The sequence below is a fragment of the Chryseobacterium sp. MYb328 genome, assembly GCF_037572595.1.
Taxonomy (GTDB): domain Bacteria; phylum Bacteroidota; class Bacteroidia; order Flavobacteriales; family Weeksellaceae; genus Chryseobacterium; species Chryseobacterium pennae.
In genome coordinates this window covers 83,246-110,094 of the sequence record NZ_JBBGZQ010000023.1, presented here as the reverse complement: position 1 = coordinate 110,094, position 26,849 = coordinate 83,246, and the positions used below count along the sequence as shown (strand labels likewise).

At 36.5% G+C, this 26,849-nt stretch carries 22 protein-coding genes and 3 tRNA genes; 12 read left to right on the top strand and 13 right to left on the bottom strand.

Annotated elements, in window-relative coordinates; translation table 11 throughout:
* Nucleotides 1-41: 41 nt before the first annotated feature.
* Nucleotides 42-1,076, bottom strand: a complete 1,035-nt coding sequence (locus WH267_RS19855; protein ID WP_340010506.1) for a S66 family peptidase — start codon at nt 1,074-1,076, stop codon at nt 42-44.
* 380 nt (nt 1,077-1,456) lie between these two features.
* Here WH267_RS19855 and WH267_RS19850 point away from each other — a divergent pair.
* The 8 genes from WH267_RS19850 (at nt 1,457) to WH267_RS19815 (ending at nt 7,205) form a co-directional block, all read left to right on the top strand.
* Nucleotides 1,457-1,529 (top strand) — tRNA-Lys (locus tag WH267_RS19850).
* 68 nt (nt 1,530-1,597) lie between these two features.
* Nucleotides 1,598-1,670: transfer RNA gene (locus tag WH267_RS19845), tRNA-Lys, on the top strand.
* A 254-nt stretch (nt 1,671-1,924) separates the two neighbouring features.
* A complete protein-coding gene (locus tag WH267_RS19840; RefSeq protein ID WP_340010504.1) occupies nt 1,925-2,992 on the top strand; it encodes a tetratricopeptide repeat-containing glycosyltransferase family 2 protein in 1,068 nt (355 codons plus the stop codon).
* A gap of 163 nt (nt 2,993-3,155) precedes the next feature.
* Nucleotides 3,156-3,638: a T9SS type A sorting domain-containing protein gene (locus WH267_RS19835; protein WP_340010503.1), complete on the top strand. Its 483-nt coding sequence runs from the start codon at nt 3,156-3,158 to the stop codon at nt 3,636-3,638.
* A gap of 20 nt (nt 3,639-3,658) precedes the next feature.
* Nucleotides 3,659-4,984 carry a hypothetical protein gene (locus tag WH267_RS19830; protein ID WP_340010501.1) on the top strand — a complete coding sequence of 442 codons (1,326 nt, stop codon included), beginning with the start codon at nt 3,659-3,661 and terminating at the stop codon, nt 4,982-4,984.
* Nucleotides 4,985-5,127: 143 nt separating this feature from the next.
* Nucleotides 5,128-5,928 (top strand): helix-turn-helix domain-containing protein, encoded by an 801-nt coding sequence (locus tag WH267_RS19825; RefSeq protein WP_340010500.1) that lies wholly within the window; start codon nt 5,128-5,130, stop codon nt 5,926-5,928.
* A gap of 250 nt (nt 5,929-6,178) precedes the next feature.
* Entirely contained in the window at nt 6,179-6,880 is a 702-nt protein-coding gene (locus WH267_RS19820) for a DAPG hydrolase family protein (protein ID WP_340010498.1), read from the top strand.
* Nucleotides 6,881-7,132: 252 nt separating this feature from the next.
* Nucleotides 7,133-7,205 (top strand) — tRNA-Lys (locus tag WH267_RS19815).
* A gap of 42 nt (nt 7,206-7,247) precedes the next feature.
* Here the strand turns inward: WH267_RS19815 and WH267_RS19810 are convergent.
* Nucleotides 7,248-7,697 carry a GNAT family N-acetyltransferase gene (locus tag WH267_RS19810; RefSeq protein ID WP_340010496.1) on the bottom strand — a complete coding sequence of 150 codons (450 nt, stop codon included), beginning with the start codon at nt 7,695-7,697 and terminating at the stop codon, nt 7,248-7,250.
* A gap of 521 nt (nt 7,698-8,218) precedes the next feature.
* On the opposite strand from WH267_RS19810, the gene WH267_RS19805 reads away from it, so the two are divergent.
* The 4 genes from WH267_RS19805 to WH267_RS19790 all read left to right on the top strand — a co-directional run bounded on the left by WH267_RS19805 (nt 8,219) and on the right by WH267_RS19790 (nt 16,306).
* The gene (locus tag WH267_RS19805) at nt 8,219-9,646 is read left to right on the top strand and encodes a tetratricopeptide repeat protein (RefSeq protein WP_340010495.1); all 1,428 of its coding nucleotides are present in this window, start codon (nt 8,219-8,221) and stop codon (nt 9,644-9,646) included.
* Nucleotides 9,647-9,753: 107 nt separating this feature from the next.
* Nucleotides 9,754-11,175 carry a tetratricopeptide repeat protein gene (locus WH267_RS19800; RefSeq protein WP_340010493.1) on the top strand — a complete coding sequence of 474 codons (1,422 nt, stop codon included), beginning with the start codon at nt 9,754-9,756 and terminating at the stop codon, nt 11,173-11,175.
* Nucleotides 11,176-11,212: 37 nt separating this feature from the next.
* The gene (locus WH267_RS19795; protein WP_340010492.1) at nt 11,213-12,643 is read left to right on the top strand and encodes a tetratricopeptide repeat protein; all 1,431 of its coding nucleotides are present in this window, start codon (nt 11,213-11,215) and stop codon (nt 12,641-12,643) included.
* Nucleotides 12,644-13,261: 618 nt separating this feature from the next.
* On the top strand, nt 13,262-16,306 hold the full coding sequence (locus WH267_RS19790; protein WP_340010490.1) for a reprolysin-like metallopeptidase: 3,045 nt from the start codon (nt 13,262-13,264) through the stop codon (nt 16,304-16,306).
* Between the two features lie 445 nt (nt 16,307-16,751).
* Here WH267_RS19790 and WH267_RS19785 read toward each other — a convergent pair whose 3' ends face one another.
* The 11 genes from WH267_RS19785 to WH267_RS19735 form a co-directional block, all read right to left on the bottom strand.
* Nucleotides 16,752-17,906 carry an FAD-dependent oxidoreductase gene (locus WH267_RS19785; RefSeq protein ID WP_340010489.1) on the bottom strand — a complete coding sequence of 385 codons (1,155 nt, stop codon included), beginning with the start codon at nt 17,904-17,906 and terminating at the stop codon, nt 16,752-16,754.
* Between the two features lie 25 nt (nt 17,907-17,931).
* Nucleotides 17,932-18,687: a helix-turn-helix domain-containing protein gene (locus WH267_RS19780; protein ID WP_340010488.1), complete on the bottom strand. Its 756-nt coding sequence runs from the start codon at nt 18,685-18,687 to the stop codon at nt 17,932-17,934.
* 327 nt (nt 18,688-19,014) lie between these two features.
* Nucleotides 19,015-21,450 (bottom strand): TonB-dependent receptor, encoded by a 2,436-nt coding sequence (locus WH267_RS19775; RefSeq protein WP_340010487.1) that lies wholly within the window; start codon nt 21,448-21,450, stop codon nt 19,015-19,017.
* Nucleotides 21,451-21,479: 29 nt separating this feature from the next.
* Entirely contained in the window at nt 21,480-21,998 is a 519-nt protein-coding gene (locus tag WH267_RS19770) for a GNAT family N-acetyltransferase (protein ID WP_340010485.1), read from the bottom strand.
* A gap of 5 nt (nt 21,999-22,003) precedes the next feature.
* Nucleotides 22,004-22,774, bottom strand: coding sequence for an ABC transporter ATP-binding protein (locus tag WH267_RS19765; protein WP_340010483.1), 771 nt, complete (start codon nt 22,772-22,774; stop codon nt 22,004-22,006).
* On the bottom strand, nt 22,771-23,781 hold the full coding sequence (locus WH267_RS19760) for a FecCD family ABC transporter permease (RefSeq protein ID WP_115972345.1): 1,011 nt from the start codon (nt 23,779-23,781) through the stop codon (nt 22,771-22,773). The genes WH267_RS19765 and WH267_RS19760 overlap by 4 nt, the downstream gene beginning before the upstream one ends.
* Nucleotides 23,781-24,794 carry an ABC transporter substrate-binding protein gene (locus WH267_RS19755; RefSeq protein WP_340010481.1) on the bottom strand — a complete coding sequence of 338 codons (1,014 nt, stop codon included), beginning with the start codon at nt 24,792-24,794 and terminating at the stop codon, nt 23,781-23,783. Before WH267_RS19755 ends, WH267_RS19760 begins: the two co-directional genes overlap by 1 nt.
* Nucleotides 24,784-25,260 (bottom strand): urease accessory protein UreE, encoded by a 477-nt coding sequence (locus WH267_RS19750; protein ID WP_123319552.1) that lies wholly within the window; start codon nt 25,258-25,260, stop codon nt 24,784-24,786. The genes WH267_RS19755 and WH267_RS19750 overlap by 11 nt, the downstream gene beginning before the upstream one ends.
* Before the next feature lies 1 nt (nt 25,261).
* On the bottom strand, nt 25,262-25,975 hold the full coding sequence (gene hypB, locus WH267_RS19745) for a hydrogenase nickel incorporation protein HypB (protein WP_340010480.1): 714 nt from the start codon (nt 25,973-25,975) through the stop codon (nt 25,262-25,264).
* Between the two features lies 1 nt (nt 25,976).
* On the bottom strand, nt 25,977-26,330 hold the full coding sequence (locus tag WH267_RS19740; RefSeq protein WP_115972341.1) for a hydrogenase maturation nickel metallochaperone HypA/HybF: 354 nt from the start codon (nt 26,328-26,330) through the stop codon (nt 25,977-25,979).
* A 91-nt stretch (nt 26,331-26,421) separates the two neighbouring features.
* On the bottom strand, nt 26,422-26,799 hold the full coding sequence (locus WH267_RS19735; RefSeq protein ID WP_340010479.1) for a hypothetical protein: 378 nt from the start codon (nt 26,797-26,799) through the stop codon (nt 26,422-26,424).
* Between the last annotated feature and the right edge of the window lie 50 nt (nt 26,800-26,849).

The following is a 26,849-nucleotide window of genomic DNA, read 5'->3' as shown; positions in this document are numbered from 1 at the left end:
GGCCAAAGGCCCGCCGAAACTGTTTTATATAATGTCAAACTTTATACAACCCCGTTTTCCAGGATAGAAAATGTCTGATCAATACAGTTGATTTCTGCTAATTTTCCATAAGGAATGGTGAAAGTAGGGCAGGTATGCCCAAAATCCATCTGTGTAATCACCGGAAGATCATCTAAGCCTTCTTCGTCCAGAACTTTCAACAGCTCAGTTTCATATTCTTCAGTATAGAGGTTGTCATAAGGCCGTCCGAAAATAATTCCTTTGGCATTTTTCAGAATTCCCATTACTGCGTAATTTCGGAGCCAGTATCTGATATAATCAGGGTTTGGTTTGCCTTCTGATGTTTCAAAAAACAGGATAGAGTCTTTCCAGACTTCAGAATCTGGCCAATAGTCTGTTCCTTTAAGCATTTCCAGTACTTCCATACAACCCCCAATCAGTGGTCCCTGTACAATAGAATTTCCTCTGATAAATCGCCATCCGGTAGAAGGAATTAATTTTCTTTTTACATCCTGAAGGGAAATATCGAACCAATCAAGGAATTCAGTAGTCCAGCCTTCATCATTTGGATGAACCTGTCCGATAGCAGCAGAAGAGAACAGAGTTCGTCTGATATCATTGATCTGGTAGTCATGCATAGCTCCGTTCTCTGCAAAACCAACCAGTAGAGAAGTCCCATAGAATGAACTTAAACCGGCTTTCAGGCATATAAAATGAGTAATGGTACTGTCGGAAAAGCCGAGAAATATCTTGGGATTGTTTTTAATAATATCAAGGTCAATATATTTCAGCATCCGGATACTGTCATCACCGCCAATATTTGAAATAATAGCTTTTACAGATGGATCCGAAAATGCTTCCATAAGATCATTTGCCCTGGCTTCCGGATTATTATAGATCCATTGGGCAGATTGTAGGGAATGCTTAGTTTCAGTAACTTCCAGATTGAAAATCTGATTCAATCGTTCCTTACCTTTTAAATATCGGTGTGGTAAATCTCCGGCAGCACCCCATGACATAGAAATGCTTGCCACTTTATCACCATCGGATAATCTTTTGGGAGTAATTAATTTCATAAATAAAAATAGAAACTGTGATTTTGAGATGATTTATTTATTGAAAAGATAAATTAAGAATAGCGCTGTATGGCACTTTGCCCAAAAATAGAACATCTTTATAAGAAATACAATAACAAACAGCAATAAAGTAATGAAGTGGCTTTTATTTGAATATTTACAGATTTTGATTCAGAAAGAAATTCTGTGAAATTTAAACAATCCGATGTCAGGGTATTTTTTTTTATAAAATAAATTACATAATTAATTTATAAACAGATGTTTGCTGATTTAGAGTGAAAATTTATGATAAAAAAGCTAAAAAAAACTTGGGTTTAAAGGAGATTTTTCTATCTTTGCAGTCCCTTAAACAAAGGGATTTACTTAAAAAGTAAGTGACCGACTCGGTAGCTCAGCTGGTAGAGCAATACACTTTTAATGTATGGGTCCTGGGTTCGAATCCCAGCCGGGTCACAAACTAAAAAACTGCTGTTTCAGTGGTTTTTATCTTAAAAAATATTTACTTGAAAAAGTAAGTGGCCGACTCGGTAGCTCAGCTGGTAGAGCAATACACTTTTAATGTATGGGTCCTGGGTTCGAATCCCAGCCGGGTCACAAATAAAAAGAACTACTGTTTCAGTGGTTCTTTTTTGTTTTGTCAACTATTTTTGATAAATATATTTCCTTACAATTTCTTTATTATTTCTTTTTTTAGAATCAGGCTCAAAACTCCAGACTAGCAAAAGATTTAGTTTACCTGAAGAGAGAAAGTGATTGTCTTTCCTTTCCCTGAATTGCAGGGTGACTTCATTATTATAATCTACAATTAATACTAGTATATTTATATCCATAAAAATTATTAAAAGTCCATGAAAATAAGTGTATGCTTAATTGTTAAAAATGAGGAGAAATTTTTAAGCAGATGTCTGGAAAGCGCAGCAAAATTTGCAGATGAAATCATTATAGTAGATACAGGATCTACGGATAGAACCAAAGAAATTGCTGAAAAGTTTACAGAAAAAGTGTTTGATTTTGAATGGATTAATGATTTTTCTGCTGCCCGTAATTTTGCATTTTCTAAAGCGACTATGGACTATCAGATGTGGCTGGATGCTGATGATGTTATCCCGGAAAAATCAGTTAGGGAAATTAATGATCTGAAGGAAAAATTGAATGATGATATTGAGATTGTCACAATGAAATACGTTTTGTCATTTGATCAAAACAATAATCCGGCTTTTTATTCAACGCGTGAAAGATTATTCAAGAAGAGCAAGAATTATCAATGGATTGAGCCTGTTCACGAATGTATTCCTTTGATAGGCAATATACACTATACTGAGATTGAAGTCTGGCATAAAAAAGAAGAATCTAAAGTGATTTCAACAAGAAATATTGATATATATAGAACTTTAGAAGAAAGTGGAAAAGAATTTTCTGCAAGACAGCTGTACTATTATGCAAGAGAATTGAAAGAGCACAATGAAACAGATAAAGCAATAACTTTTTTTGAAAGATTTTTAGCATCAGAATCAGGCTGGATAGAAGATGTAATTACCTGTTGCCAGCAGTTGGCTGTTGAATATAAAAAAAATGGTGTTAAAGAAAAAATCTTACCCACTTTACTGAAAAGTTTCGAATATGACATTCCCAGACCAGAAATCTGTTGTGAATTAGGCTATTACTATAAAGATAAACAGGATTATAATCAGGCTTTTAAATGGTTTGATCTGGCGACAAGACTGCCAATATCTCATTCGGTAGGCTTTGTATTTTCTGATTATTCAGGATATATACCTAATATTGAAGCCTGTGTCTGCCTGTCTTTTTTAGGTGAGTATAAAAAAGCTGATGAATGTAATGAAAAAGCTGCTCTTTCAAGACCGGAATGTCCTTCTGTAAAGCAAAATAGAGACTACTTAAGAAAACTTATCTAGCTGTTTCAAGGCTTTAAAATAAAATGAAATGATAGAATGATTAAGAAAGATGTTATATGATTGATATAGTATTTGTATTTTTAATCATATATTAATATGGTTGTCATAATATAGTTATATATTTGAATAATTGAAAAACTAATAATATATACATCTATATGATATGAAAACTACATTTTTTACACTTTCGTTATTTCTTGTTAGTTTCTCTATTCAGATTTCTGCACAGGAAATTGTAAATACTAGCGGTAATGATATGTCAGGGACTACAGGCAATGTTGCAGCTTCTGTTGGTCAAAGTTTTTATGAAACCATAACTTCTTCTGCAGGAAGTGTTGCTGCTGGTATTCAGCAGCCCTATGAAATCATACCGACATTAGGAGTCGATATTGTTGAAATCAATTTGAACCTTGCTATTTTTCCCAATCCCACAACAGATATTCTTAATTTGAAAATCGGATTTAAAGATTACAGTAAATATCACTATGATCTTTTTGATGGCAGTGGTAAATTACTGACAAGCCAATCCATAACTCAGCCGCAAACTCAAATTACAATGACACCATATCCTGCTTCAATTTATTTATTAAAAATATCAAAAGGGGGAAAGAATGTCAAAATTTTTAAGGTTCTAAAAAACAAATAAAATATAAAAACTAATTACCTATGAAAAAGCTTTCCATTCTAGCAGCCTCTTTAGCTTCTGCTCTAATGTTTTCACAAGTGCAGGATGCAATGAGCTATCAGGCTATTATTAGAAATTCAAGTAATCAATTGGTAAGTAACCAAACTGTAGGAATGAGATTTTCTATATTGAAAGGCTCCACAGCAGGAACTGTAGTATACTCAGAGACGCAATCTCAATCTACCAATATGAATGGTTTAGTAACTGCAAAAATTGGTACTGGGACTTTAGTAAGTGGCTCGTATTCTACCATTAACTGGGGAGCAGATATTTACTTTATAAAAATGGAAACAGATCCTAACGGAGCAAATAATTATACCATAACAGGAATATCACAGTTGCTAAGCGTGCCTTATGCTTTATATGCAAAAACTTCGGGAAGTTCTGTTCCTGGCCCTCAAGGTGCTACCGGTGCTCAAGGTATTCAGGGAATTACTGGTCCAACAGGAGCTGTAGGTGCTCAGGGGTTAGTAGGAGCTACTGGGGCTACTGGCGCTAAAGGTATTCAGGGAGCTACCGGAGCCACTGGTGTTCAAGGTATACAGGGAATTCAGGGAGTTACTGGTCCAACAGGACCTATAGGAGCTCAGGGGATAATAGGTGCTACTGGTATCACAGGTGCTCAAGGTATTCAGGGGGCTACCGGAGCTACTGGTATTCAAGGTATTCAGGGAATTACTGGTCCAACAGGACCTATAGGAGCTCAGGGAGTAATAGGTGCAACAGGAGTTACAGGTGCCCAAGGTATCCAGGGAGTTACCGGAGCTACTGGGATTACCGGGGCTGGGTTTTCTAATGGAACCACTGGAGGACAACTCATTTTGACTAATTCCTCAGCGCCTTTTTCACCTGGAACTCCTGTGAATATGAGTGGAGATGCCACTATAAATGCTTCTGGTACATTAACCATTGGCACCAATAAAATAACTACAACCAAGATAGCAGATGCTTCTGTAACAGTAGCAAAAATAGCGACCACTGCAGGTACTGCAGGTTCTTCTACTTATCTTAGAGGCGATGGAACCTGGGCTACGCCTAGCAGTAGTGGCGGAACACAACTGCTAACAGGAACTAATACTGTGACTATGCCGGGAGCTAGTACACCGAATTCATTTACAATAACAGTCAATGGAGCAGCAATAGGGGATGCGGTTATTGTAAATCCTTTAGGAAATATTCCAACAGGAGATTTCCCCCCAATCTATACTGCTAAAGTAACATCCGCCAATACGATAACTGTTTATATGTATGATGCTGGTTCTATTGCTGGCTTATCTTTTTCTTTTAAAGCTACAGTAATCAAGTAAGGTTAATTTTTTATAAAAATGTAAAATCACCCCTCCGTGCTGTCATAAATACAAAGAACTACTGTTTCGGTGGTTATTTTTTATTGTATTCTCACCTAATAGTCACGTATATTTGTACTGTTCTACAAAATTGAATCAGGAATATGAAATTCATTCACCAGATCGATCCATTAAAGTTTGCCTTTTTTGAACTTCAGCGCTTCCAGAATCCTTATATGGAGAATTCTCGGCGGGCTGACTTTTTTGAAATGATTTGGTTTAAGAATGATCCGGAAACCAGTGACGGAGATTCTATGTATTTAATTCCTTTGTATCGTTCTGAAAAAATAAGTTTTGAAAATAAGGAGGGCTATGTCATAGCCTTCAAAAGAGAATATCTGGAAGAAGATGACAGGGAGTTTGCGTTGGATGTTTTCAATCTTTTCAATATATATGGGCAGTATACTCATCTTCGTTTGGATAATGATGTTGTAGAAATACTTCAATACCTCAGAATATTGATTGAGAAAGAGTATCAAAACTCAATGGGAAGTTATCTGGTTCTAAAATCATTACTGAAAGTCTTTCTGCTAAACCTGATTCGTGCAAGTCAACACTATTTTTTGAACCAGGATATCCATCAGAAACGGGTCTATCAATTCATTATGTTGATGGATGACTATTATAAAACTGAACGTAAAGCAGAATTTTATGCTTCAAAAATGGGGATCAGTGAAAAACGGATTAATCAGATTCTGAAGGAAAAAATGAATAAAACCCTTACACAGCTATTACACGAAAGGGTCATTGTAGAGGCTGAACGGATGCTGATTTCAGGAGAATTGACCATAAAAGAGATTGCATTCGATCTGAATTTTGAAGATCCAGCCTATTTTTCCCGGTTTTACAAAAAACAAACAGGACAGACTCCTGAAGAATTCAAAAAACATAATGCCTGCCTGTAAATGTAGGTATACTTTTAACTTTTCAGATCCATTTTATGTTTTACAGTTCAGGTGCTGTTGGGTAATCAGATGATCCTGAATTTCCAAATTGTACCGGTGGATTAGAAAATAATACTGCTGTCTCAGGTTCTTGCTGATTTAAATTTGTACATCAATCAATAGTTCAGAAAACGAGTGGGGAAGAGGCAAAATAATCCTTACTGTTAGTTCTTCAATTGAGAGATCAGGTAATCTAATTAAAATATCAGGTATGAAACCAACAAAAAAAACTGAAGAAGTCATGTTCGGGGATATCAATGCTCTTTTATCTCCTAAACCCTTAGCCCTGGAAGCAGGAATCAGGAGGTTAGAGAACGGAATGCTCCACATTGCCATGAGAAATGTTCTGCACAATTGTAAAGGAAGAATGCTGGATTGGTGGTTCAAATATTTTGAAACAACGGCAGACCTTAAGTTATGGCACCCTCATGACCATGTGAAACACGGTGGATGGGACAGCAAATGGATCAAAAATAAAAATTATATAGGGGCTACCATACATGCTACAGAATCTCTGGGTGATATTCCTCCGGTGCCTGCTACTATAAAATTTCATGATCCTGCAGAAATATTTGATGTGGATATCTTGAACCAGGCTTATGCTGAAGGGGCTGTGAGTGCAGTGGTGTATGCAAGGATAGGCTTTGGTGAAGATACACTTTTAGATGATAACGGTGATCCGGTGGATGGTTATATGTTCCATGTAGTCAGGGATACGGTGCAGGGTTCTACCTTGAGAAGTCATTTTTATCTTGGTGCATTAATGGCAGATAGTGAAAATCAGCTGCCGGATGAAGTTGGATTCGGGCTTATGGAGCATTGTTATAGTGAATTTACTTATCTGGCCCAGGTTCTTCCTTCTCTTTATTATGCTGAAAATAAGAATGGGGACAAAGCGCCTCTTCTTTGGTAATTAAGATAAATTTTTACAATAGAATTATGAGTACGCAATGTTCGCTTTACATTGCGTTTTTTATTGCAAATTATTTATTATCAGAAATTTGAGTTTTTACCTGAGTTGGGATTAGTGAAAATTATTAATTCATATCAGGAATGAAAGATATTTTTTTTAGCTAAAAAGCTTGTGGAGGCTTGGATTTAAAGGATTTTTTTCTATATTTGCAATCTCTTAAACAAAGAGATTTATTTGAAAAAATAAGTGACCGACTCGGTAGCTCAGCTGGTAGAGCAATACACTTTTAATGTATGGGTCCTGGGTTCGAATCCCAGCCGGGTCACAGATCAAAAGAACTACAGCTTTGTAGTTCTTTTTTTTGTTTTTATACAGTATATTTCATAACAATCTCTGAAGTGTCGTTTGCTCCATTTTCATTGCTAATGTCTTTAAATCCATTCTTTTTGTATAGCTGATATGCTGAATGATTGTTAGCAGCGACCTCTAAATATATTTCATTGACAGTAAACTTCTCATTAGCCTCATGAATGACAGCCTGCACAAGGCCAGATCCTATATTTTTTCCCTGAAAGCCTTTCTTTACATACATTTGGTAGATGCTTGCGGAGTTGTTTTCATTTTTAACAAATATACAAATGCCGATTAGTCTTTGATCAGCAAAAGCACCGAAGGCAACCTTTCCAGGAGTTTGATTTTCAATATTGATTTCCATGCTAAGTTTTTCGGTTTTCAGGGATTCCTGATAACTGGCTGCAAAGGAATCAGGGAACTGTTCCAGGCTTTCCAGACGGATGTCCCTATATTTTACTTTCATGAGCCAGAAGTTTTCGATATTCAATATTCATAGTTGATTTTTATAATAAAAAGTTTTAAAATTAGTTTCTTTAAAAAAAGATGAATATAACAGGATTTTTTGATAGTAAAGAAAAAAGGAATAAGATTTATCAGATAAAAATTGAATGAAAAATGTAACAAATATTATTTCAGACTGTCTTATTATAAAAAGGCAGGGAGTTACTTAATCATACAACTGTTGTTGAATAGATAACAATTTTTTATTATAAAATATTGATTTTCAATTTTGAATTTAATGTATTAACTAGGTTGCAGAAAACTAAAGGGAGTATATTATTTTTCATATTCACATGATTTTATATAAGCATTGATGATATAAATTATGTATATTTATAATATAGATTGACACAAAAATCAATAAAATAATATTTTCTGTTCATCTATTAAGGCATGTGTAGGTAGGTATGCGTTTTAAAGGGGAAATAAAAGCTGGCCATTATTAAAAATAATACAACATATACAACAGTCATAAGAAGTCTGATGGTCTGTGCATTAAGCATAGGTCTCTTGCTGTGCGTTGTTTCCTGTAATAAAAATATTCAGGATAAAGAAAAAGACACTTTTGATACTGCACTGATAAAAAAGAGCTCAGATTTACAACTTTCTGGAGAATATGAAGCACTTATTGAACTGAATATCGATTATCTGAAAAAAGCTGCGAAAATGGGATATAAAGAGGGAATAGGTCTTTGTTATCTTAATATGGCAGAGGTAAATATATCTGCCGGAAATTATGAAAACGCGCTGTTTTTTTTCGATAAAGCGGAAAAAGATCTTAAAAACTCAGAAAATGGCTTTCATAAAGCTGTATTTTATGATGATTATAGCCAGTATTATTCTCATCTTAAATTATATGATAAGGCTATAGAATGTAATAATAATGCATTTCTTTATCTGAAAGAAGCAAAAGACTCGGAACTCAAAAAGAAACTGCTTTCAAGACTGTATATCAATAAAGGAAGTAGTTTTGCTTTTAAAGGATGGTATGGGACATCGCTAAAGTCTTTTCTGAAAGGGAATAAATTAGAAAACTCAGCCTACAGCAACTGTATGGTTGCCCAGTATTATCTGTTCAGACATCAGCCGGATTCTGCCGGAATTTATATTGCAAGGTCTGAAGAGAAGATGCTCAATGAAAAGACCAGTGATGCAGAATCTCTTTGGGTATATTACACGATGGGATACTATTATAATGAAATTAATAATAATGATCAGGCAGAAAAAGCACTTAAAAAAGCACTGGAAATCAATATAAAAACAAGGCGTACATATTCTTCACATATCAATAATGTATATAAATCTCTTGCAGAGCTTTATAAAAAGAAAAATGATGGTGGTAAGGCTTATTATTATCTGCAAAAATATATGGAAGAAGAAGGGCGGTTGGATGTTGCCCGAATAAATACAATGAATAAAGCCACAGAAAATTTTATTTCTGAAATGAAACCGGAATCGGATTGGCATAGAAGCGATCTGCCTTTGGCTATTGCATTATCCATTACTGCACTTACCGTTTCCGGGATATATGTAAAGAAAACAATTCGGGCCCAAAGGTTGAAAAAAAGAGCTCTAAAGGAAGAGACAGAAGAACTTAAGAGCCATGTTAAAACAAAAATGCTAAAAGAGGTTACTGAGCTTGCTAAGAAAAATGATTCTGCATTCCTGATGAAATTTAAAGAACTGTATCCGGATTTTATAAATGCTCTTCTGAAAATTAATCCGGATCTTGAGAACTCTGAGCTGGCTTTTTGTGCCATGTTGAAATTTCATTTTTCATCCAAAGAAATTGCAGATTATACGTTTGTACAGCACAGGTCTGTTCAGCAAAAAAAATACAGGATCAGAAAAAGGCTTAATATTCCGGGAGAAGAGGATATTTATGACTTTTTTGATAAAATAAACAGTTAAAAAATAAAATATATATAGATAATTTAAAGAAAATGTAACACCACAAGTCTGGAAAAATCATTTTTTAATCTTAATTTATACATCATTTAGTTAAAGGGAAAAACATTATGGTACGCATTCTTCTTTTTGTTTTACTCATTCTTTTGATTTCCTGCGGCCCTGATTCCAGGAAATATGAAAAGAATTTTGATATTCCCTTAATGAAGCAGAATGAAGAGTTTCGTCTTGCCGGTGAGTACGATTCTCTGGTTAATCTTAATAAAAAATACTATAGAAAAGCAGAAGAAATTGGGTATAAAGATGGTAAAGCGTTATGCTATATTAATTTAGCTCAGGTTAATATGTCATTGGAAAATTACCAGAAATCTAATATTCTGTTTAATAATGCTCAATACATTCTGAAAGACTCCGATAATTCTTTGCATAAAGCCATATTTTATAATAATTATAGCCGGCTCAATTTTGAATTGGGAAGAGTGGATAAGGCTTTCGAGTATAACAAAGAGGCATTGATTCATATTGAGAAAAGCAAAAATTCTGAATTGAGAAAAACAGTTCTTTATAATATCTGCTTACGGCAGGGAATTTATTACAGTCACAAAAAGAAATATCACTCTGCGTTGGAGTATCTTCATAAAGCAAGAGCTCTGGATGAGGATGGGATTGTAGGGAGTGTTATAGGGGATTACATATACATACATAGAAATAGAGATTCTGCCTATAAGTATATAACAAGAGCCTACAATAGAATGATTGAGTCCAAAAAAGTAGATGCTAATGCCCTCAATATTCATACGGTGATGGGGGAGTATTATATGGCTTATGGAGAATATGATAAGGCTGAAAAAGAATTTCTGACAGCTTTGGAAATTGATAAGAAAACTAGGCGCATTTTTGCACAGTATACCAAATATATTTATAATGACCTGAGATCTTTATATGCATCAACCGGGGATAAGGAAAAAGCCTATTTTTATCTGAGTGCATATACGGAAGCCAAAAACAAGACCAATACTGCTTTACTGGCAACCATCAATCAGGATATGGAGTCCTTTATTTCAGAAGCAAAAAATGATACTTCAAAACATAAAAGTAAGGTACAGTGGGTTGTTTTTCTGTCTCTTGCAGGATTTTCCATATTGGCTATATATACATGGAGAATCATCAATACATTAAGACGAAGAAAGGCGGCTCTGAAATCAGAGGCTGAAAATCTTAAGAACCGGATTAATGATAACAGGCATGAAGAGATCATTGAGATGGCCAAAAGGAATGATCCTGGGTTTCTTTCCAGTTTTAAAGAAGTATATCCGGGATATATAGAGCAGATTTTAGAAATTAATCCCGGGCTTGAAAATTCAGAATTGGTTTTCTGTGCCATGCTGAAACTGCATTTCAGTTCCAAGGAAATCGCCAATTATATGCTTGTTCAGCATAGGACTATTCAACAGAAGAAATACAGGATTAGAAAAAAAATGAATATTCCTACCGAAACAGATATTTATGTTTTTTTTGATAATATCAGTTGATTAATTGCTTTTTTAAGATACCTCACCAGTAATAAGTATGATGTTCCGCATTTTTCCTTATATATTCCTTCTTTTTTTTATTTCATGCAGTTCTGACAACCGGAAGTATGAAAACAGTTTTGATATTCCGTTGTTGGAAAAGAATGATAGATTCCGGAATTTGGGAGAATATGATTCTCTCGTCAATCTGAATAAAAACTATTACAGACAGGCTGAAGAGATGAGCTATGAGGAAGGAAAGGCATTATGTTACGTGAATCTGGCAAGAGTAAATACAACTTTGGAGAATTATCAAAAAGCACAAATCCTTTTTGAAAATGCGGATGCAATTTTAAAAAAATCAGACAATAATCTACATAAAGCTGTATTTAATAGCAATTATGCCCGTTTTAATGCAGAGCTTAGAAGACTAGATCAGGCTCTTCAAAATAATGCGGAAGCAATAAAGTATCTTGAAAATGATCAAAAATCTGCATTTGCCCGAAAACTTATGGCAGAAACTTATGGCTATAGTTCAGATTATCTTAATTTGAAAAAAAGACATAAAGAAGCAATTTTCTACCTATATAAAGCAAAAAGCATTGATCATTCAAGGCGGATCAATTTATTTTTTGGAAATCATTATACCAGTTTTGCTGAATTGAAATTGGATTCTACTGAAATATATTTACGGAAAATTATTGAAGATCCAAATCCGGAGGCCGCTATGGATGTAGATGCTCTTGCAGCAAATACAATATTGGGAGAGGGCTATATTCAAAAGAAACAGTTTGATAAAGCAGAGGCAGCCTTAAACAGGGCTTTAGAAATTGATAAGAAAACGAGACACATTTATGCTCAGTATACCAAGTATATCTACAATGATTTAAAGCGGCTCTATGAGGATAAAGGAGATAAGGATAAGGCATATTATTATTTACAGCTTTATGCGGATGCCACAGATAAAACCAACAGCGCATTGCTGAGAACGATTAATCAGGATATGGAGTCTTTTATTCTGGAAGCAAAGAAAGATTCGGAAAGACATGAAAGAAATATAAGATGGGTTATTTTCCTGTCTGTTGCTGGTCTTTTTCTTTTGGGAATCTATACCTGGAAGATGATCAATATCCTGAGAACGAAAAAGAAGAACCTTAGACTCGAATCAGAATCTTTAAAAAACATAATGAACAATAAAAAAGATGAAGAAATTATGGAATTGGCCAGAAACAACGATCCTGAATTTCTCAATCAGTTTAAAGAAGCATATCCGAAGTTCATCAGTAATCTTTTAACTATTAATCCCAATCTCGAAGACTCTGAGCTGGCATTTTGTGCCCTGCTGAAAATGCATTTTTCCTCCAAGGAAATTGCTCATTATACCCTTGTTCAGCATAGGACGGTTCAGCAGAAGAAGTACAGAATCCGGAAAAAACTCAATATCCCGACAGAAACAGATACGTATCATTTTTTTGATGATTTAACGTAGTATAAAAAAAACTGCCTGATTCATCACATCAGGCAGTATTCGAAATGTTTTTTTTCGCCATTTGGCTTTCTCTGTTCAAATTTGAAAATTTTTAATCAAATACTAAAAAAAAGAACTACTACACGAGTACTACAGCAGTTTTTTTTAGGATTAAATATCTATAAATTAATGCTTTGGGCTTTTTTTGTGTTTTTGTGTTCTGATCTTTGAAAATTTGAAAAAAAGAGCTTTATTACTCTGGCAGATGTGATATATCATGAGCGTTATACAATGTTTTGTATCATTTTTCTTTATGTATTTCCTTAACCTATTTTGTTAATCAGTAATATTTATTTTTTTATTTAATTCTTTTGCTTTTTTTTTGTAATGTATTGTAATACAGTGTTTTGTTGTGATGTTGTATGGGTGTAGTAGGTTGTTTTTTTTCTTTTTTGGAATAAAAATATAGATTTGTAAGTGTTCTGTAATATGATATAATTGAACAATTGAGGTTTTTTATGTTTTATGAGTTATTTATGTTGTTTTTATTTAAATGATTCATAATTAATATTGGATGATTGATTGTTTTTCATAAAAGAATAATCTGCTTAAAAAACAAAAAAGCATAAAATAAAATCTATGAAAAGAAAAGTATTATTGATAAGTGCATTAGCTATGGGAGTGGTATGTGCTTATGGACAAAGGTGGGAACCAACTTCACAAATGAGGTCTGAAATCAGAAAAGAAGTTGAAGTAAAACATTCTTACAAATTAGATTTACAGTCATTACGAGGCCTTTTAAAAAATGCTGTGGAAACCGGAAAAGGCGCACAGGCAGTGATTGTTTCTTTACCTACTGCAGAAGGAAAAATTGAAAGATTTGCTGTGTACAGCGATCCGGTAATGGAGAAATCTATTGCCGATCGATACCAGCTGGGATCTTATGTAGGAACAGGGGTAGATGATCCATCTAAATATTTACGATTCAGTACTTCTCCTACAGAAATGCAGTCGATGATTATCAAAGATGGTGTGTTTCAGTTTATAGAACCTATTACTACCGATAAGAAGGTATATGGAGTTTTCTATAAAACAAAAAGAACAGAAGGAGAGCATGGATTTGAATGTACAACAGAAGAGAAAAACCTTAAAGGTATAAAAGCATTAGAGATTAATGGAAAAAAAAACCTTTCTAATATTAATGCCGGTATTACCAACAGACCTGCAAGTACAAGATTCAGGACCTATAGACTTGCGTTGGCTGTGACAGGAGAATATACGAAAAAGTTTGACCCTAATGGAGGAACTACTAATACTGTAGCGCAAATGAATGCCACCATGAACCGTGTCAATGGAATTTTTCAGAAAGATTTCGGGATTAGACTGATTATCCAGGATCTTCCAAATATCATATATACAGATCCTGCAACAGATTTTTATACTCCTCCTGCAACAGATAATGATCCTTCATTTAACCTTCAGCTCCAGCAAATGCTGACTCAGGATGTAGGAAATGAAAACTATGATATGGGACATGTATTTCATGCAGTAGGAGGAAATGGTAATGCAGGATCCATTGGGTCTACATGTGTTAACCCTACAGCAGCAGACCCTTTGGCAAAAGGATCTGCATTTACTCAGATGGAGAATCCAGTAGGAGATGCGTTTGATATTGATTATGCTGCTCATGAAATGGGACATCAGCTGGGAGCTAACCATACATTCTCGCATAAATCAGAAGGATCCGGAGCAAATGTTGAACCTGGAGGCGGAACCACGATAATGGGATATGCCGGGATTACCGGAGATAATGTTCAGATGGTAACAGATGCTTATTTTCATTATTTCTCTGTTGGCCAGGTGTTAAATAGCCTGGATAGTAAACAAGGCTGTGGAACATCACAGGATATCGTAACCAATACAGCTCCTGTAATTTCACCTTTACCTTCTTATAGTATTCCTAAGGGGACTGCCTATTACCTGGAAGCTTCTGCTACAGATGCAGATCCTATTAAGTATACCTGGGAACAGTATGACAGCGTAGATGCCTTTCATTCAGTTTCCGGCGATATCGGTTGGGGATATAATGCTCAGGGAGCATTGACAAGATCTTATTTCGGAACAACAAGTGGACGAAGATATTTTCCAAGCCTTCCTATAGTAATGTCTGGAAAGTTGACTGATAAAACAAAATGGGAAAGTGTTTCTTATATTCCTAGACTTCTTCATTATGCTGTAACTGTTAGAGATGAGAATACTACTCCTATGCTGGTATCTGCCGAAACTAGTGTGGATGTTAAAGAAGATGGTCCTTTCACATTTAAAGGTCTTAGTGATGCTACAGTATTTTATAATAATGCTGTCAATACCATTGCATGGGATGTCGTAAATACTAATAATGCCCCCTATAACGTAGCTAATGTAAAAATAGAATATACAACAGATCTTGTTAACGGATCATCTTGGACAGAACTTGTAGCTTCTACACCTAATACGGGAAGTTATACCACTCAGATACCTTCAGGAGTAACAGGACCCATTAAACTGAAAATTTCTGCCATTGGAAATATATTCTACGCGGTATCTCCTAAGATTACTATCGGAGCAGCGCCAACATCCACTACAGATGCACCAACCGGAGTGTCTGCCATTGATGCGGAAGTATTGAAAACATCAGCAGTTATAGGCTGGAATGGCGTTCCAGGTGCTACCTATTCTGTTAATTACAGAAAAACCGGAACTACAAACTGGACAAATATTCCAAGTACTACCAATTCAGTATCATTAAGTACCCTTGAGGATGAAACCAATTATGAGGTTCAGGTGGCTGCGGTAGTGAATACAGTGGCCGGAACATTCTCCTCTCCTTATGCATTTAAAACGAAAGGATTAAAAACCGGAGTAGATTATTGTTTAATGGGAACCGGAGGCAACAGTTTTGCAAATTTGGCACTTAATACCGGCTTAGCTAAACTAAACCTGGCTAATTTAAACTATTTAGATGCAACTTATAAAACTATTTTTAGAACCTATTTGGACTATAGCGAAGATGCAGACAAATTAATTAATCTAACAAAAGGATCATCGTTCACATTATCTTACATTAATGTAGGTAATAAACTTGAATCCGATAGTTATCCTGATACTATAGAAGTATGGATTGACTATAACAGAAATGGTATTTTCGAAGAATCAGAAAAAATTGGTTCCAATAGTGGGGCTACAGACAGTAATGCTCTACATGCAGGAACAATGACTTTTACTGTTCCAGCCAGTGCTTATGCAGGAGATAAGACCTTAAGAATGAGAGTGGCCAGTACTTCTTTCAATGCAGCAAGCGGACCTTGTGGTTTTCCAACTTATACAGAAGGAGGAGAAATCTATTCATATGGTTCATTTAAAGATTTTCCGGTTAAAATTTCAGAAACATTAGGAACAGACGAGGTAAGAGGTACAAAACCGGCAGAAGTATCTATCTATCCTAACCCTGCCGATACTTTCGTAGAAGTGAAAAACTTAAAAGGTAAAGCAGGTTACAAAATCTATTCTGCGGATGGAAGATTAGTTCAGGAAGGTAAGATTGATGGTCAGAGAATTAACGTAGCTTCTTTAATAAAAGGAATGTATGTAGTTACCATCAAAGATGATAAAAATACTTACAATACGAAGTTGATTAAAAAATAAAACACAAATGGGGCTCCGGGAATGGAATTTATCGGAGATGAAAGTAGTATTTGTTTTAGTTGGAAGATAGCTGTCTTTACCCCTGAGACAGCTATTTATTCCCAAAATATAAATGACTGTCATTGAGTGATCACTTTGCTTAGTCATATTCTGGTACCTGTTTTAACAATTATTAATCCTCTAAAATATTTTAATTATAAGAAAAAAATAAATAAAAATACAAACCAAAACACACACACAAATGAATCTCCAAAATCAGGATCTTAAGGAGAGAAAAACTATTTATTTTTAAGACGAAAAAATGGCTGCCTTGAGGGAGGCAGCTTTTTTTCATGGGTAGAAATATGATACAGTAAGGAGACTGAAAGCAGGACATTATTGAATCCTATTAAAGAGCTAGATCAGGAGCATCCAATAACCCTTCAAGCCTTTCTTCCTGTTTGTTTCAATGTTCTTTAAAGAATTCCAGCATGGTTGCTAAAGCTGTTTCAGAATGCATCCGTTCTCCATTTTCAAGAGAATCTTTGGTAGCAGCTGCAGCTCGTTTTCTCATCGTAATTTCATACTGAGAAATAGCTTCCTGTAAAGTACTGTAATGGTTATTTGTTAAATATTCACTGAGTTCAAGAGCATCAAGCATCGCCATATTAGCCCCTTCTCCTGCAAACGGAGGCATCACATGAGCGGCATCACCCATTAATGTTACATTAGATCTTGTTTCCCCGGTCTGATCTAAAGGCATAAAGTAAATAGGACGGGGGATGAAAGGAATTGTGGCTTTTTCAAACAATTCGTACCATATTTCACTCCATTCCGGATATTCTGTTTTAAACCATTGTAGGATTGCTGTATTATCAGAGAAATCCAGTCCGCTGTTTATTGTCCAGTTTTCATCAGCTTTAAAACTTGCATAAAAACCAAGATCACCATTGCCTTTCTGTCCCATCAGAATATTCTTAGACTTTCCGAAAGCCATTATTTTTCCACCGTTAATCAATGCATTGATATGAGGGGCATGTTCTTTTGAAACAATTCCTTCCAGCATTATAACTCCCGAATAAACCGGTTTCTGTTCTGTAAGGTAGGGGCGGATCTTAGAATGAGCACCATCTGATGCAATCACAAGATCAGCATAAGCCGATGTTCCGTTTTTAAAATGAAGCATCCAGCCATCATTTTGAGGTTCCATGGATAAAAAATGACTGTCCCAAACAACGGTTTCCGGTTGAAGAGAGTCCAGCAGCATATTCCTCAACGGTCCACGGTCTATTTCAGGACGGAAATGTTCGGCACCAAAATCTTCCTCTGGCTTGGTATCATGGTCGCTGAACAGTATTTCTGCCTGTTCATTCACAATGAGCATTTTATCTGCACCCGGACGGAATGTTTTCTTAAACTCTTCTAATAATTCGGCTTTACGTAGGGCTGCCAGCCCTGAATCTTCATGCATGTCGAGAGGAGAGCCCTGCACACGGGCTTCTTTATTAAAATCTCTCTCATATACTTTTACATTTGCATTTTTCAGCTGTAAAAGTCTGGCCAGTGTAAGTCCGGCAGGGCCACCACCAACGATGGCTATTGATATATTGTCTATCAGCATTGTATTTAAATTTTACAGGACAAAATTACTGCCCCTTCAATACTGATAATAGTATAAATCGGTCGTTTTTGTTTTTTGATAATTCTTTGGGGGCAACACCTGAAAACTTCTTCACTTCCTTAATGAAATGATTCTGGTCTGTATAATTAAGCTCCGGAAATAATTTACCCTTTGCAATATGTTCCAGAGAAGCCCTGAAACGCAAGATAGTAGAGTAGGCCTTTAAAGATAAGCCCAATTGCTTTGTGAAATAACGGTTGATCTGTCTGCTGCTCCAGCCTACCTTTTCTGAAAGGTCTTTTACGCTAATTTCTCCTTTTGAAGCATACATAAGTTCAAAAAGTTGATGTTTTCTCTCATCTGTTTTCTGAGGAACCAGTTCCCGTATTTTTTGTGTGGCTTTTGTACAGCAAAGCTCAAAGTCCTGTAAATCCTCAGCCTTAAATCCCCAGAAATCCTGCGGAAGCTTCTTTGCTGTATTTAATACATCAGCAATGGTTGTATTTAAAATATATTCCACAGCAATAGGTTTAAAGCTCACTACAAAAGCCTGGGTTTGGGGTGGGATCTGTCTTTGTTCAGGATAGGTTTCCAATCCGATCAGGGCAACATGAAAAGGTTCTGAGGGAGACTGCATGAAAAATAGATCAACCCTTCCATCCGGAATAATAACAACTTCCTTAGCTTCATCAGAATGATTATGGAATGTTCCCAAATTTTCCACAAAATCTGAAATACTCTGATCCGGTTCAATAAAATGAAACTGAAAATCATGGTCCATAATGAAAAGTAACAGTATTCTTTAATAAATTGAAGTTACAAAAATAGGCTAATAATTAATATATTAGCTAATGGGTAGCTGTTTTTAAGCCACGAATTCACGAATAAATTTTACATTATCCTATAAATCTATGTCCCTATGGTTTATTTTTTTCAACCACATAGGGACATAGATTTTCGAGTTGCATATAAATTATTTATTCGTGAATTCGTGGCATATGAAGATAAAGCAGTATTCAATTTTATCGGAGATAAAATCTTTGCATTTTCCAACAAAAAGCCCGGAATGTAAAAAACACCCCAGGCTTTATCAAGATTAAAAATAAGTTTAAAAAGAATATCCCACAGAAGCCGTTACATTTCTGGGAGCTCCAGGGAAGGCCCGTGTATAATCGAACCCGCCCAGGAAATAATATTTGTCGAAAATATTACTGACATTCACTGCCATTTTCATTTTTCCGATATGATAGTAAACTGCCGCATTTATAGTCGTATAAGATGGCCATTCTCCCCAAAGGGCGCTTCCATTGCTGTTTTTTCCTATGCTGTTATCCATACGTCTTGTATCTACATAATACATTCCGGCACCAAAGCCAAGTCCCTTCACAGCAGAGGTTGAAAAAACATATTTCATCCATAAACTAGCCATGTTTTTAGGTGCTCCAGGCAGAGCTTGTCCTACTTCTGAAGCAATGGAAGAAGATTTTACCTCCGTATCATCATAGGTATAGTTGGCCATAATCTGAAACTCTTTGGTCAACTGTCCGCGAATATCCAGTTCAATACCCTTTGATACAGCTTCTCCTGATTGTCTGTATACCGGAAATCCTGTTGTACTGATTTCCCCTGTTGCAATCAGTATATTTTGGCGCTCAATCTGGAAAAGGGACAGATCCATTTGTAATTGATTCTTAAAGAACCCCGTTTTTAGCCCTGTTTCAATCTGGAAACTGTGTTCTGCAGTGAAAGGTTTGTCAGAACCATAATCCTGATAATTCTGGATAAAATTAGCCCCAACCGGCGCAAATCCCTGTGAATAACTTGCAAAATAATTAACCTGATCGTTAATCTGATATGTCAGCCCAATACGGGGCAGCCATGCATTCTGAGTGGCATGAAAACGGTCTTTACCACTTACTGTTTCAGAATAATAATGCTCATGACGCAGTCCCACAATAAGTTTTAATCGGTCCGCAAATGAAATCTGATCCTGTACATAGATTCCGGTAGTTTTATATGGACTTAAAAAAGGATAATTTCCTTGAGATAACCATACATAATTACCCAGATCATGAGTAGTATAAGTAGGATTATTAAGGTCGAATGTTAATGGAACAATTTTACCATCTATTCTCTGTTGTCTTGCTTCACGCTGCTGATTGTTACTGTCTCCTTCATATTGGGCGTAATCTACTTTGGCTACGATGTGGTTTTCGATTTTGTGCCCCGTAAGATCCCATTTCAGATAAACTACGGAATTATCGGTGTAGTCTTTTCCATGGCGGTCAAAGAAACGCATATTCATAATCGTATTATTAGGAGCATCAGCATAGCTGTTCAGGGTGCGGTGTTCATTCACATCTTCCTGATAGATCGACTTCATATAGCTGGCGTTCAATGATAGATTGTGAGTAAGGCGCTGGCTTAATCTTGCACTTAACGACAGTGTTTTGGTATTATAAAAATCCGATGGCTGACTTAAAGTAAAAGAGCGGTCCAGAGCATAAAAGTCATTGTTTCTTAAGCCCATTCCACGGTCAAGATATCCATGAAACTGATCATATACAAGGTCTATATCTACCTGAGTTCCATCCAATGGTTTAAAGGTAAAAGACGGAGCGATCATAAAGTTTTTCTGCTGATTCACATTTCGGAAGGTTTTGCTGTCTTCATACCCTGCATTCAGGCGGTACAGAATTTTCTTTTCTTTATCCAACGGTCCTGTCAGATCAATACTTGTACGGATGGTCTGGAAACTGCCGACAGAGAAATTAATAGAACCTTTCTGCTTATCCAATGGTTTTTTAGTCACCATATTGATCGTTCCTCCAGGAGTTACATCTCCGAATAACGAAGCACCGGGACCTTTTAAAACGGAAACACTTTCCAGGTTGATCGTTAAAGGCGAACGGTAGTAGCTGTTTCCATAGCTGTACCCTGAACGTAACCCATTCACCAGCCGAATTCCGGTTTCATAACCACTTTTAAAACCACGAATAATAAGATCATCGTAAGACGAAGCTGTGGTTACTCCTGCCAGATCCTGTACAACATCGCGGGTGGTATATGCCTGCTTGTCTTCCATAAATTCGCTGCTGACAATAGAAACTGATTGTGGAAGATCCTTTAGATTTCCCGAAAATTTTCCACCCAATTCCAAATTATTGGTAAGATAGGAGTTATTTCTGCGGGCTGTAATCAAAACCTCCTGAAGATCCGTTTGATTTTCCACCAAACGAATTGTGATTCCGTTTTTATCATCATAAGACAAAGAATCCAGCATAATATTAGACCCGGAATAACCTTTGGCATCAATCATTAACTGAGCCGGGTACTGAACCGGAGTTTCAAACTGGAACTTCCCGTCTTTACTTGTTGTGGTGACAGTTCCCTGGTTAATGGAAACCGAGGCATTAGAAATTATTTTTCCCTCCTGATTCAGTACTTTTCCGAAAATAGAATGGGTTTCCTGCGCTGATAGAGCAAAAGGAAGTAAGAGCATTATACCATTGATGTACAACGCTTTTTTGGTGGTATGTTTCATTGTATGTTTCTACGCTGTTGTAGTATTTATTATTCTGCGGAAATCATTAATTCCATGTGAAGAGTAGGATAAGTGCCTTCGTAGCAGGATTTCAGAAGTTTAAAATCCTGTTTTAGCCAATAATCATAAGCTCCCTGCAGAAAAGGATGGGTATGCAGATATAATCTTTTTATATTTTTCTGTTGTGCGGTTTTAGCCAGTTCCTGAAATAAGAGAGTAGCAATTCCTGCTCTCCGGTATTCAGGATTAACAAATAGTCTGGCGACTTCTACAGTTGTCTTTTCATCAATATCCAGATGAGGGAAACGATAATCAAAAGGCATCATGCCGATCACCCCAATCAGCTTTCCATTGGAAGTCCGGGCCTGTAAAAAAGCTCCGATGGGAGAGTGAAGGTAATTCTGTTCAAAATTGACCAGATCTTTAGGTACGATTAACGGATCCAGCAAAGGATACAACTGACGTCTGAATTCCATGACATAGGGAAGTACTTCAAATACCTGATAATCCTGTACCAATGAAATTGTTATTTCTTCATGATTTTTCATATATTTTATTTTAATTGGGGCGCAAACATTGGGGTTCCCTGATTATCCAGGGCAAGTAGCGGAACTTCATAGGTCTCTTCAAGAAGCTGCTTTAATTCATCTTTCTTTAATGACTGAACAGCAACCAGTTCATGATGGCGCATCACAAAAAATTCATCACCGAACAGAAAAGCAAGATTGGGATCATGCATGACACATAAAACCGTAGTTCCTTCATTCACCAACTGACGAATGACTCCCAGTACAGCGACTTGATAATGCAGATCCAGATGATTGGTGGGTTCATCCAGCATCAGAATATCCGGTTTCTGAACCAATACCCGGCACAGTAGCACCAATTGACGTTCTCCACCGGAAAGAGAAGTGTAGGGTTTATCTTTTAAATGAGTTAAATTAAATTTTTGAAGGATGGTTTCTACTTCCTGATAATCCGATTGTCTGGGTGAAAATTTTGAAAAAGAAGCTCTACCGGTTAAGATCACATCAAAAACCTTAAAGGGAAAAGTGGTCTGATGAAACTGGGTTAAAAATCCGATACGGACAGGTGAGATAGTTCCTATTTTTATTTTTCGACGTTCCTTATCAGCAATCCATACGTTTCCTTTGTAGTTCTTTTCCAGTCCGGCAATGATCTTAAATAAGGTTGATTTACCACTTCCGTTTCTTCCCAGAATAACGGATAATTTTCCTTTTGGAAATTTTGCATTGACATGGTTCAGAACCTGGTCTTTTCCATAATCAAAAGAAAGCTGTTCTATATTAATCACACTGTTCATGAGTTCCAGTTTATAGCGTTTCTACGCATTAAATAAATAAAAATTGGCGCTCCGATAATCATCGTAAAGACCCCAATCGGAATTTCAAAAGGCATTACGGTACGCGAAAAATCATCAATCAATAATAAAAATGCTCCACCGATACTGATATTAGCCCAAACGGTAATGCTGTTATTCGGTCCAAAAATCATTCTGCTGATATGGGGAACAATCAACCCAAACAGGCTGATGACTCCAACGGCTGCCACAGAGGAAGCTGTAATCATGGTTGCTACAGCCATAAGAATTAGTTTTAAAACTGTTGGGTTAACTCCGACTGCCATAGCTTCATGGTCTCCTAAGGCTAAAAGATTGAGCTTCCATCGAAGAATAACAATCACTGTTAGACCGATAAGGATCGGAAATACTGCTGTATAAACTTTCTGCCAGGAAGCAGTATGCAGATTTCCCATGGTCCATTGTACAATTGCCTGTAATTTATAGGGATCACTCAGATATTGTAAAACAGTAAGGAAAGCTGTAAATACTCCGGATACGATCATTCCGGCAAGAACCATACTGACAATGGATGTTTTGGCTCCGGCATATGAGACAAGATAAGTAATGACCACTGCCACGACTCCGAAAACAAATGCCGAAATATTAACTGCCATTACAGGAAATAACATGGCCAATGCTGCACCGAATGCAGAACCTGAAGAAATTCCCAATGTAAACGGATCAACAATAGGATTTCTGAAAACAGCCTGCAGAACTCCTCCGGCAGAGGCCAGAGAGGCTCCTACCAGGAAAGTAAGGACAATCCGTGGTAAACGTACCTGCCATAAGATCGTATGCAGGCTTCCCTGAAGAGCCGCTTCATCTTTAGACATACCCAATTCCAGAGTGATGTGATGAAACAGCTCGCCCATACCAATATTCTGGCTGGAACCTATAATCAGTGAAACAAACACAAGCAGAACCGGCAACAGTATTAATAAAGAGATTGTTTTAATGCTTTTAATCATCAGATCAATCCTTTTTTACCATAGATCATTTCAAAAGCTTTTTTTACATCCTGATCCAGCTGTTCCTGCGTATATTCAGGCATGCACCAGTGACGGAGCTGTTTGGCAAACAACATAAACTTCACGGTATGGGGATCGTACGGAAATGATGGAGACATCACAAAGACCTGTTTGTTTTTTACAGCAGGAAGCGCTTCCAATTCCTTAAGGCTATAAACATCCGATAGTTTTGAATTCCAAAGAATAATAAGATCGGGATTCCATTTGTACATGGTTTCGGCACTTATATTGGGTGCTTCTACCGGAACAGGACAAGCATTCTGAGCCCCGGAAAGGGTAATGGCCATATCAATAAGGCTTCCTTTTCCTGAAGTGGACATAATACGCCCTTTTGACCAGGCGTAGTAGATTTTTTTAGGAGATGTGGCTTGGGATGTTCTCATTTTTTTTACTTCTTCAGCAACATATCCAGTCACTTCCTCAGCCCGTTTCTGCTTTCCAAGCAGTTTCCCTACATTTTTCAGCTCATCAAGAATCTTTTCATCATTTAAAGAAGAAAAAGTAAATACCGGAATGCCAAGATTTTCAATTTGATTGATATTATCCTGATCTGTATTGAAGGTTAGCACCAAATCAGGTTTTAGGCCAACAATACTTTCCGCATTACTGGACTGTCCGCCAAAAGTAGGAGTGGCAATGCTTTTGTTTTTAATACGGTCATCAAGCTTGGAAAGAAAGCTGTAAGTGTCTTCCATTTCATAAATCTGCTGGGGAATTCCTACAATTTTTTCACTTGCCTGAAGCATATAAACATCATCTACCAATGCATTATATAAAACAACAATCCGCATCGCTTCATGAGGAAGAGTAATTTTTTTACCTCTGCTGTCTGTTGCAGATACTTCCGCATTAGCTGAGGTTTCTTTGGTATTGGAATTTTGAGGATTATTACAGCTTTGTAATGCTAATAGCAGTGCTGCAAATCCTGTAATATACAGACTTTTAATTTTCATGTGTTCTATTTTTTGCCAGATATCGTAAGGATTGATGGGATAGAAGCTGGGCATCAGTGAGCTGAATACGGGCTCCATATCTGAAGGACAACTGTTCATAGAGTCTTCCGTCATAAGGCACGGCAAACTGTTGATTGGGGGTCAAAAATACCGGCAGATGCTGATTCCCGATAAAATAACAGAAGTCTGCCACTTCAGCTTCATTTTCTGTGGGAAAGCTTATGGTAAGACAGGTTTTAAAGTGAATGGTAGCAATCAGTTGTCCATTATTGTATAAGCTGTCTCCCTGGTGCCATTCCTTGGTATTTCCTAATCTCAGTTCCAAAACCAGCCCGGATCTGGTGGTCCGGGTTAGTTTTTGTTTTTTGTTTTCAAACCATTCGAGTTCCAGAACGTCAGGGGCAGGATCATTTAGATGCAATCCACTTTTTACTTCATCAATTACGACTGGTTGTACTGTATTCATATTAAGCTTCTTTAGCGCTTTCTTTTTTCAGTGTTACTTTTTCTTTCAGCCAGTTGCACCATTCGTCAATTCCGTCGCCGTTTAAAGTGCTGATGGTCATTACTTCAAGGTTAGGGTTTACTTCATGGGCATCTTTTGTTACCGCTTCTACAGAGAATGGAACGTAAGGAAGTAGATCTGCCTTGGAAACAAGCATCAGTTCACTGGTTAAGAACATACGAGGATACTTTTTAGGTTTATCATCTCCTTCGGTAGAAGCCAGAAGTGTAACACGATAATCTTCTCCAAGGTCAAATGCAGACGGGCAAAGAAGGTTTCCTACATTTTCGATGAATAATAAATCCAGACCTTCTAAATCGATATGATCTAAGGCCTGAAGAATCATCTGAGCTTCAATGTGGCACATTCCACCGGTTACAATCTGCAGGGCATTGATTCCTGCTTCACGCATTCTGATCGCATCACGTTCTGTTTCAGGATCACCCACAAGGATTGAAATATTAAGCTCCTGAGCCAGTCTTTTTCCGGTTTCCTGCATTAAAGTTGTTTTCCCGGATCCCGGAGATGAACATACATTGATGACACAAACATCCTTTAAACGGTCTCTGATGGCTTTGGCTACAAAATCATTAGCCTTTAGTAAATGTAGAGTGGTATTATCACACTGAACCGATCCTACGCGGTTTCCTAAACTTTTTGGATTAGCTGTTGACATATTAATGGTCTTTTTGTTTAAAAATTACTTTTGAAATAAAGAGTTCGTTTCCCTGAACAATATTTGCGGAAGGAGTTCCGCAGTCTTCACAGACAAATTTGTGGTACCTGACCTGGAAATCTTTGTTGCATTGGCTACAGTGAGCAATGATATCGTTAACGAGTACTTCAAGTTCCATTTCCTGATAGTACGGATGGTCGGTAATGAAGGCATCAAACGCATTCTGAATCAGGACAGGCTGAACATTGGATAACAGTCCTGCCGTTACCTGAACCTGCTGAATATCCTCTACTTTAGCGTCATAATGCTCTTCTAAAGTGTCAAAGATATCCTTCACTATACTTAATTCATGCATAGCTTATATTTTTATAGGTGAAACTGATTACCTGAATTTTTCGGATAATCTTAATGAAAAAAATAGATGTAAAACCTTTTCTGAATGGAGTCTACAGAGCTGTATTTATAGCGTAAAGTTTTAAATTATGGAATAAAAGGTATTTGGGAAGATGATAATGATGTATCAATTCTGTTTCAGAATTCATTACCATATTAGAGTGTAAGGCAGATCCCCATGAAAACATTTCTTTTTCAAAAAGGACGAAAGGCAACTCAAAAAAAGTCTTATCGGCATCAAAATCATTTTCAGCGATAGACGTGATGAACAAAAGGTCATGCTGCTGAACAGAATTAGATACTTTAAAACTTATTTGATTCTCTGAAGAACGAACAGAAATATTACTTTTCTTGTGGTTGGCAAATCCCAGTAGTAATGTAAAAAACAGGACAAGTATGAAAGTAATTGATATGTAAAGAGACTTCTTCATTGAGTATAGCAAATTTACATTATTTTAGAGTTCACTTTCTTACCAAAAAC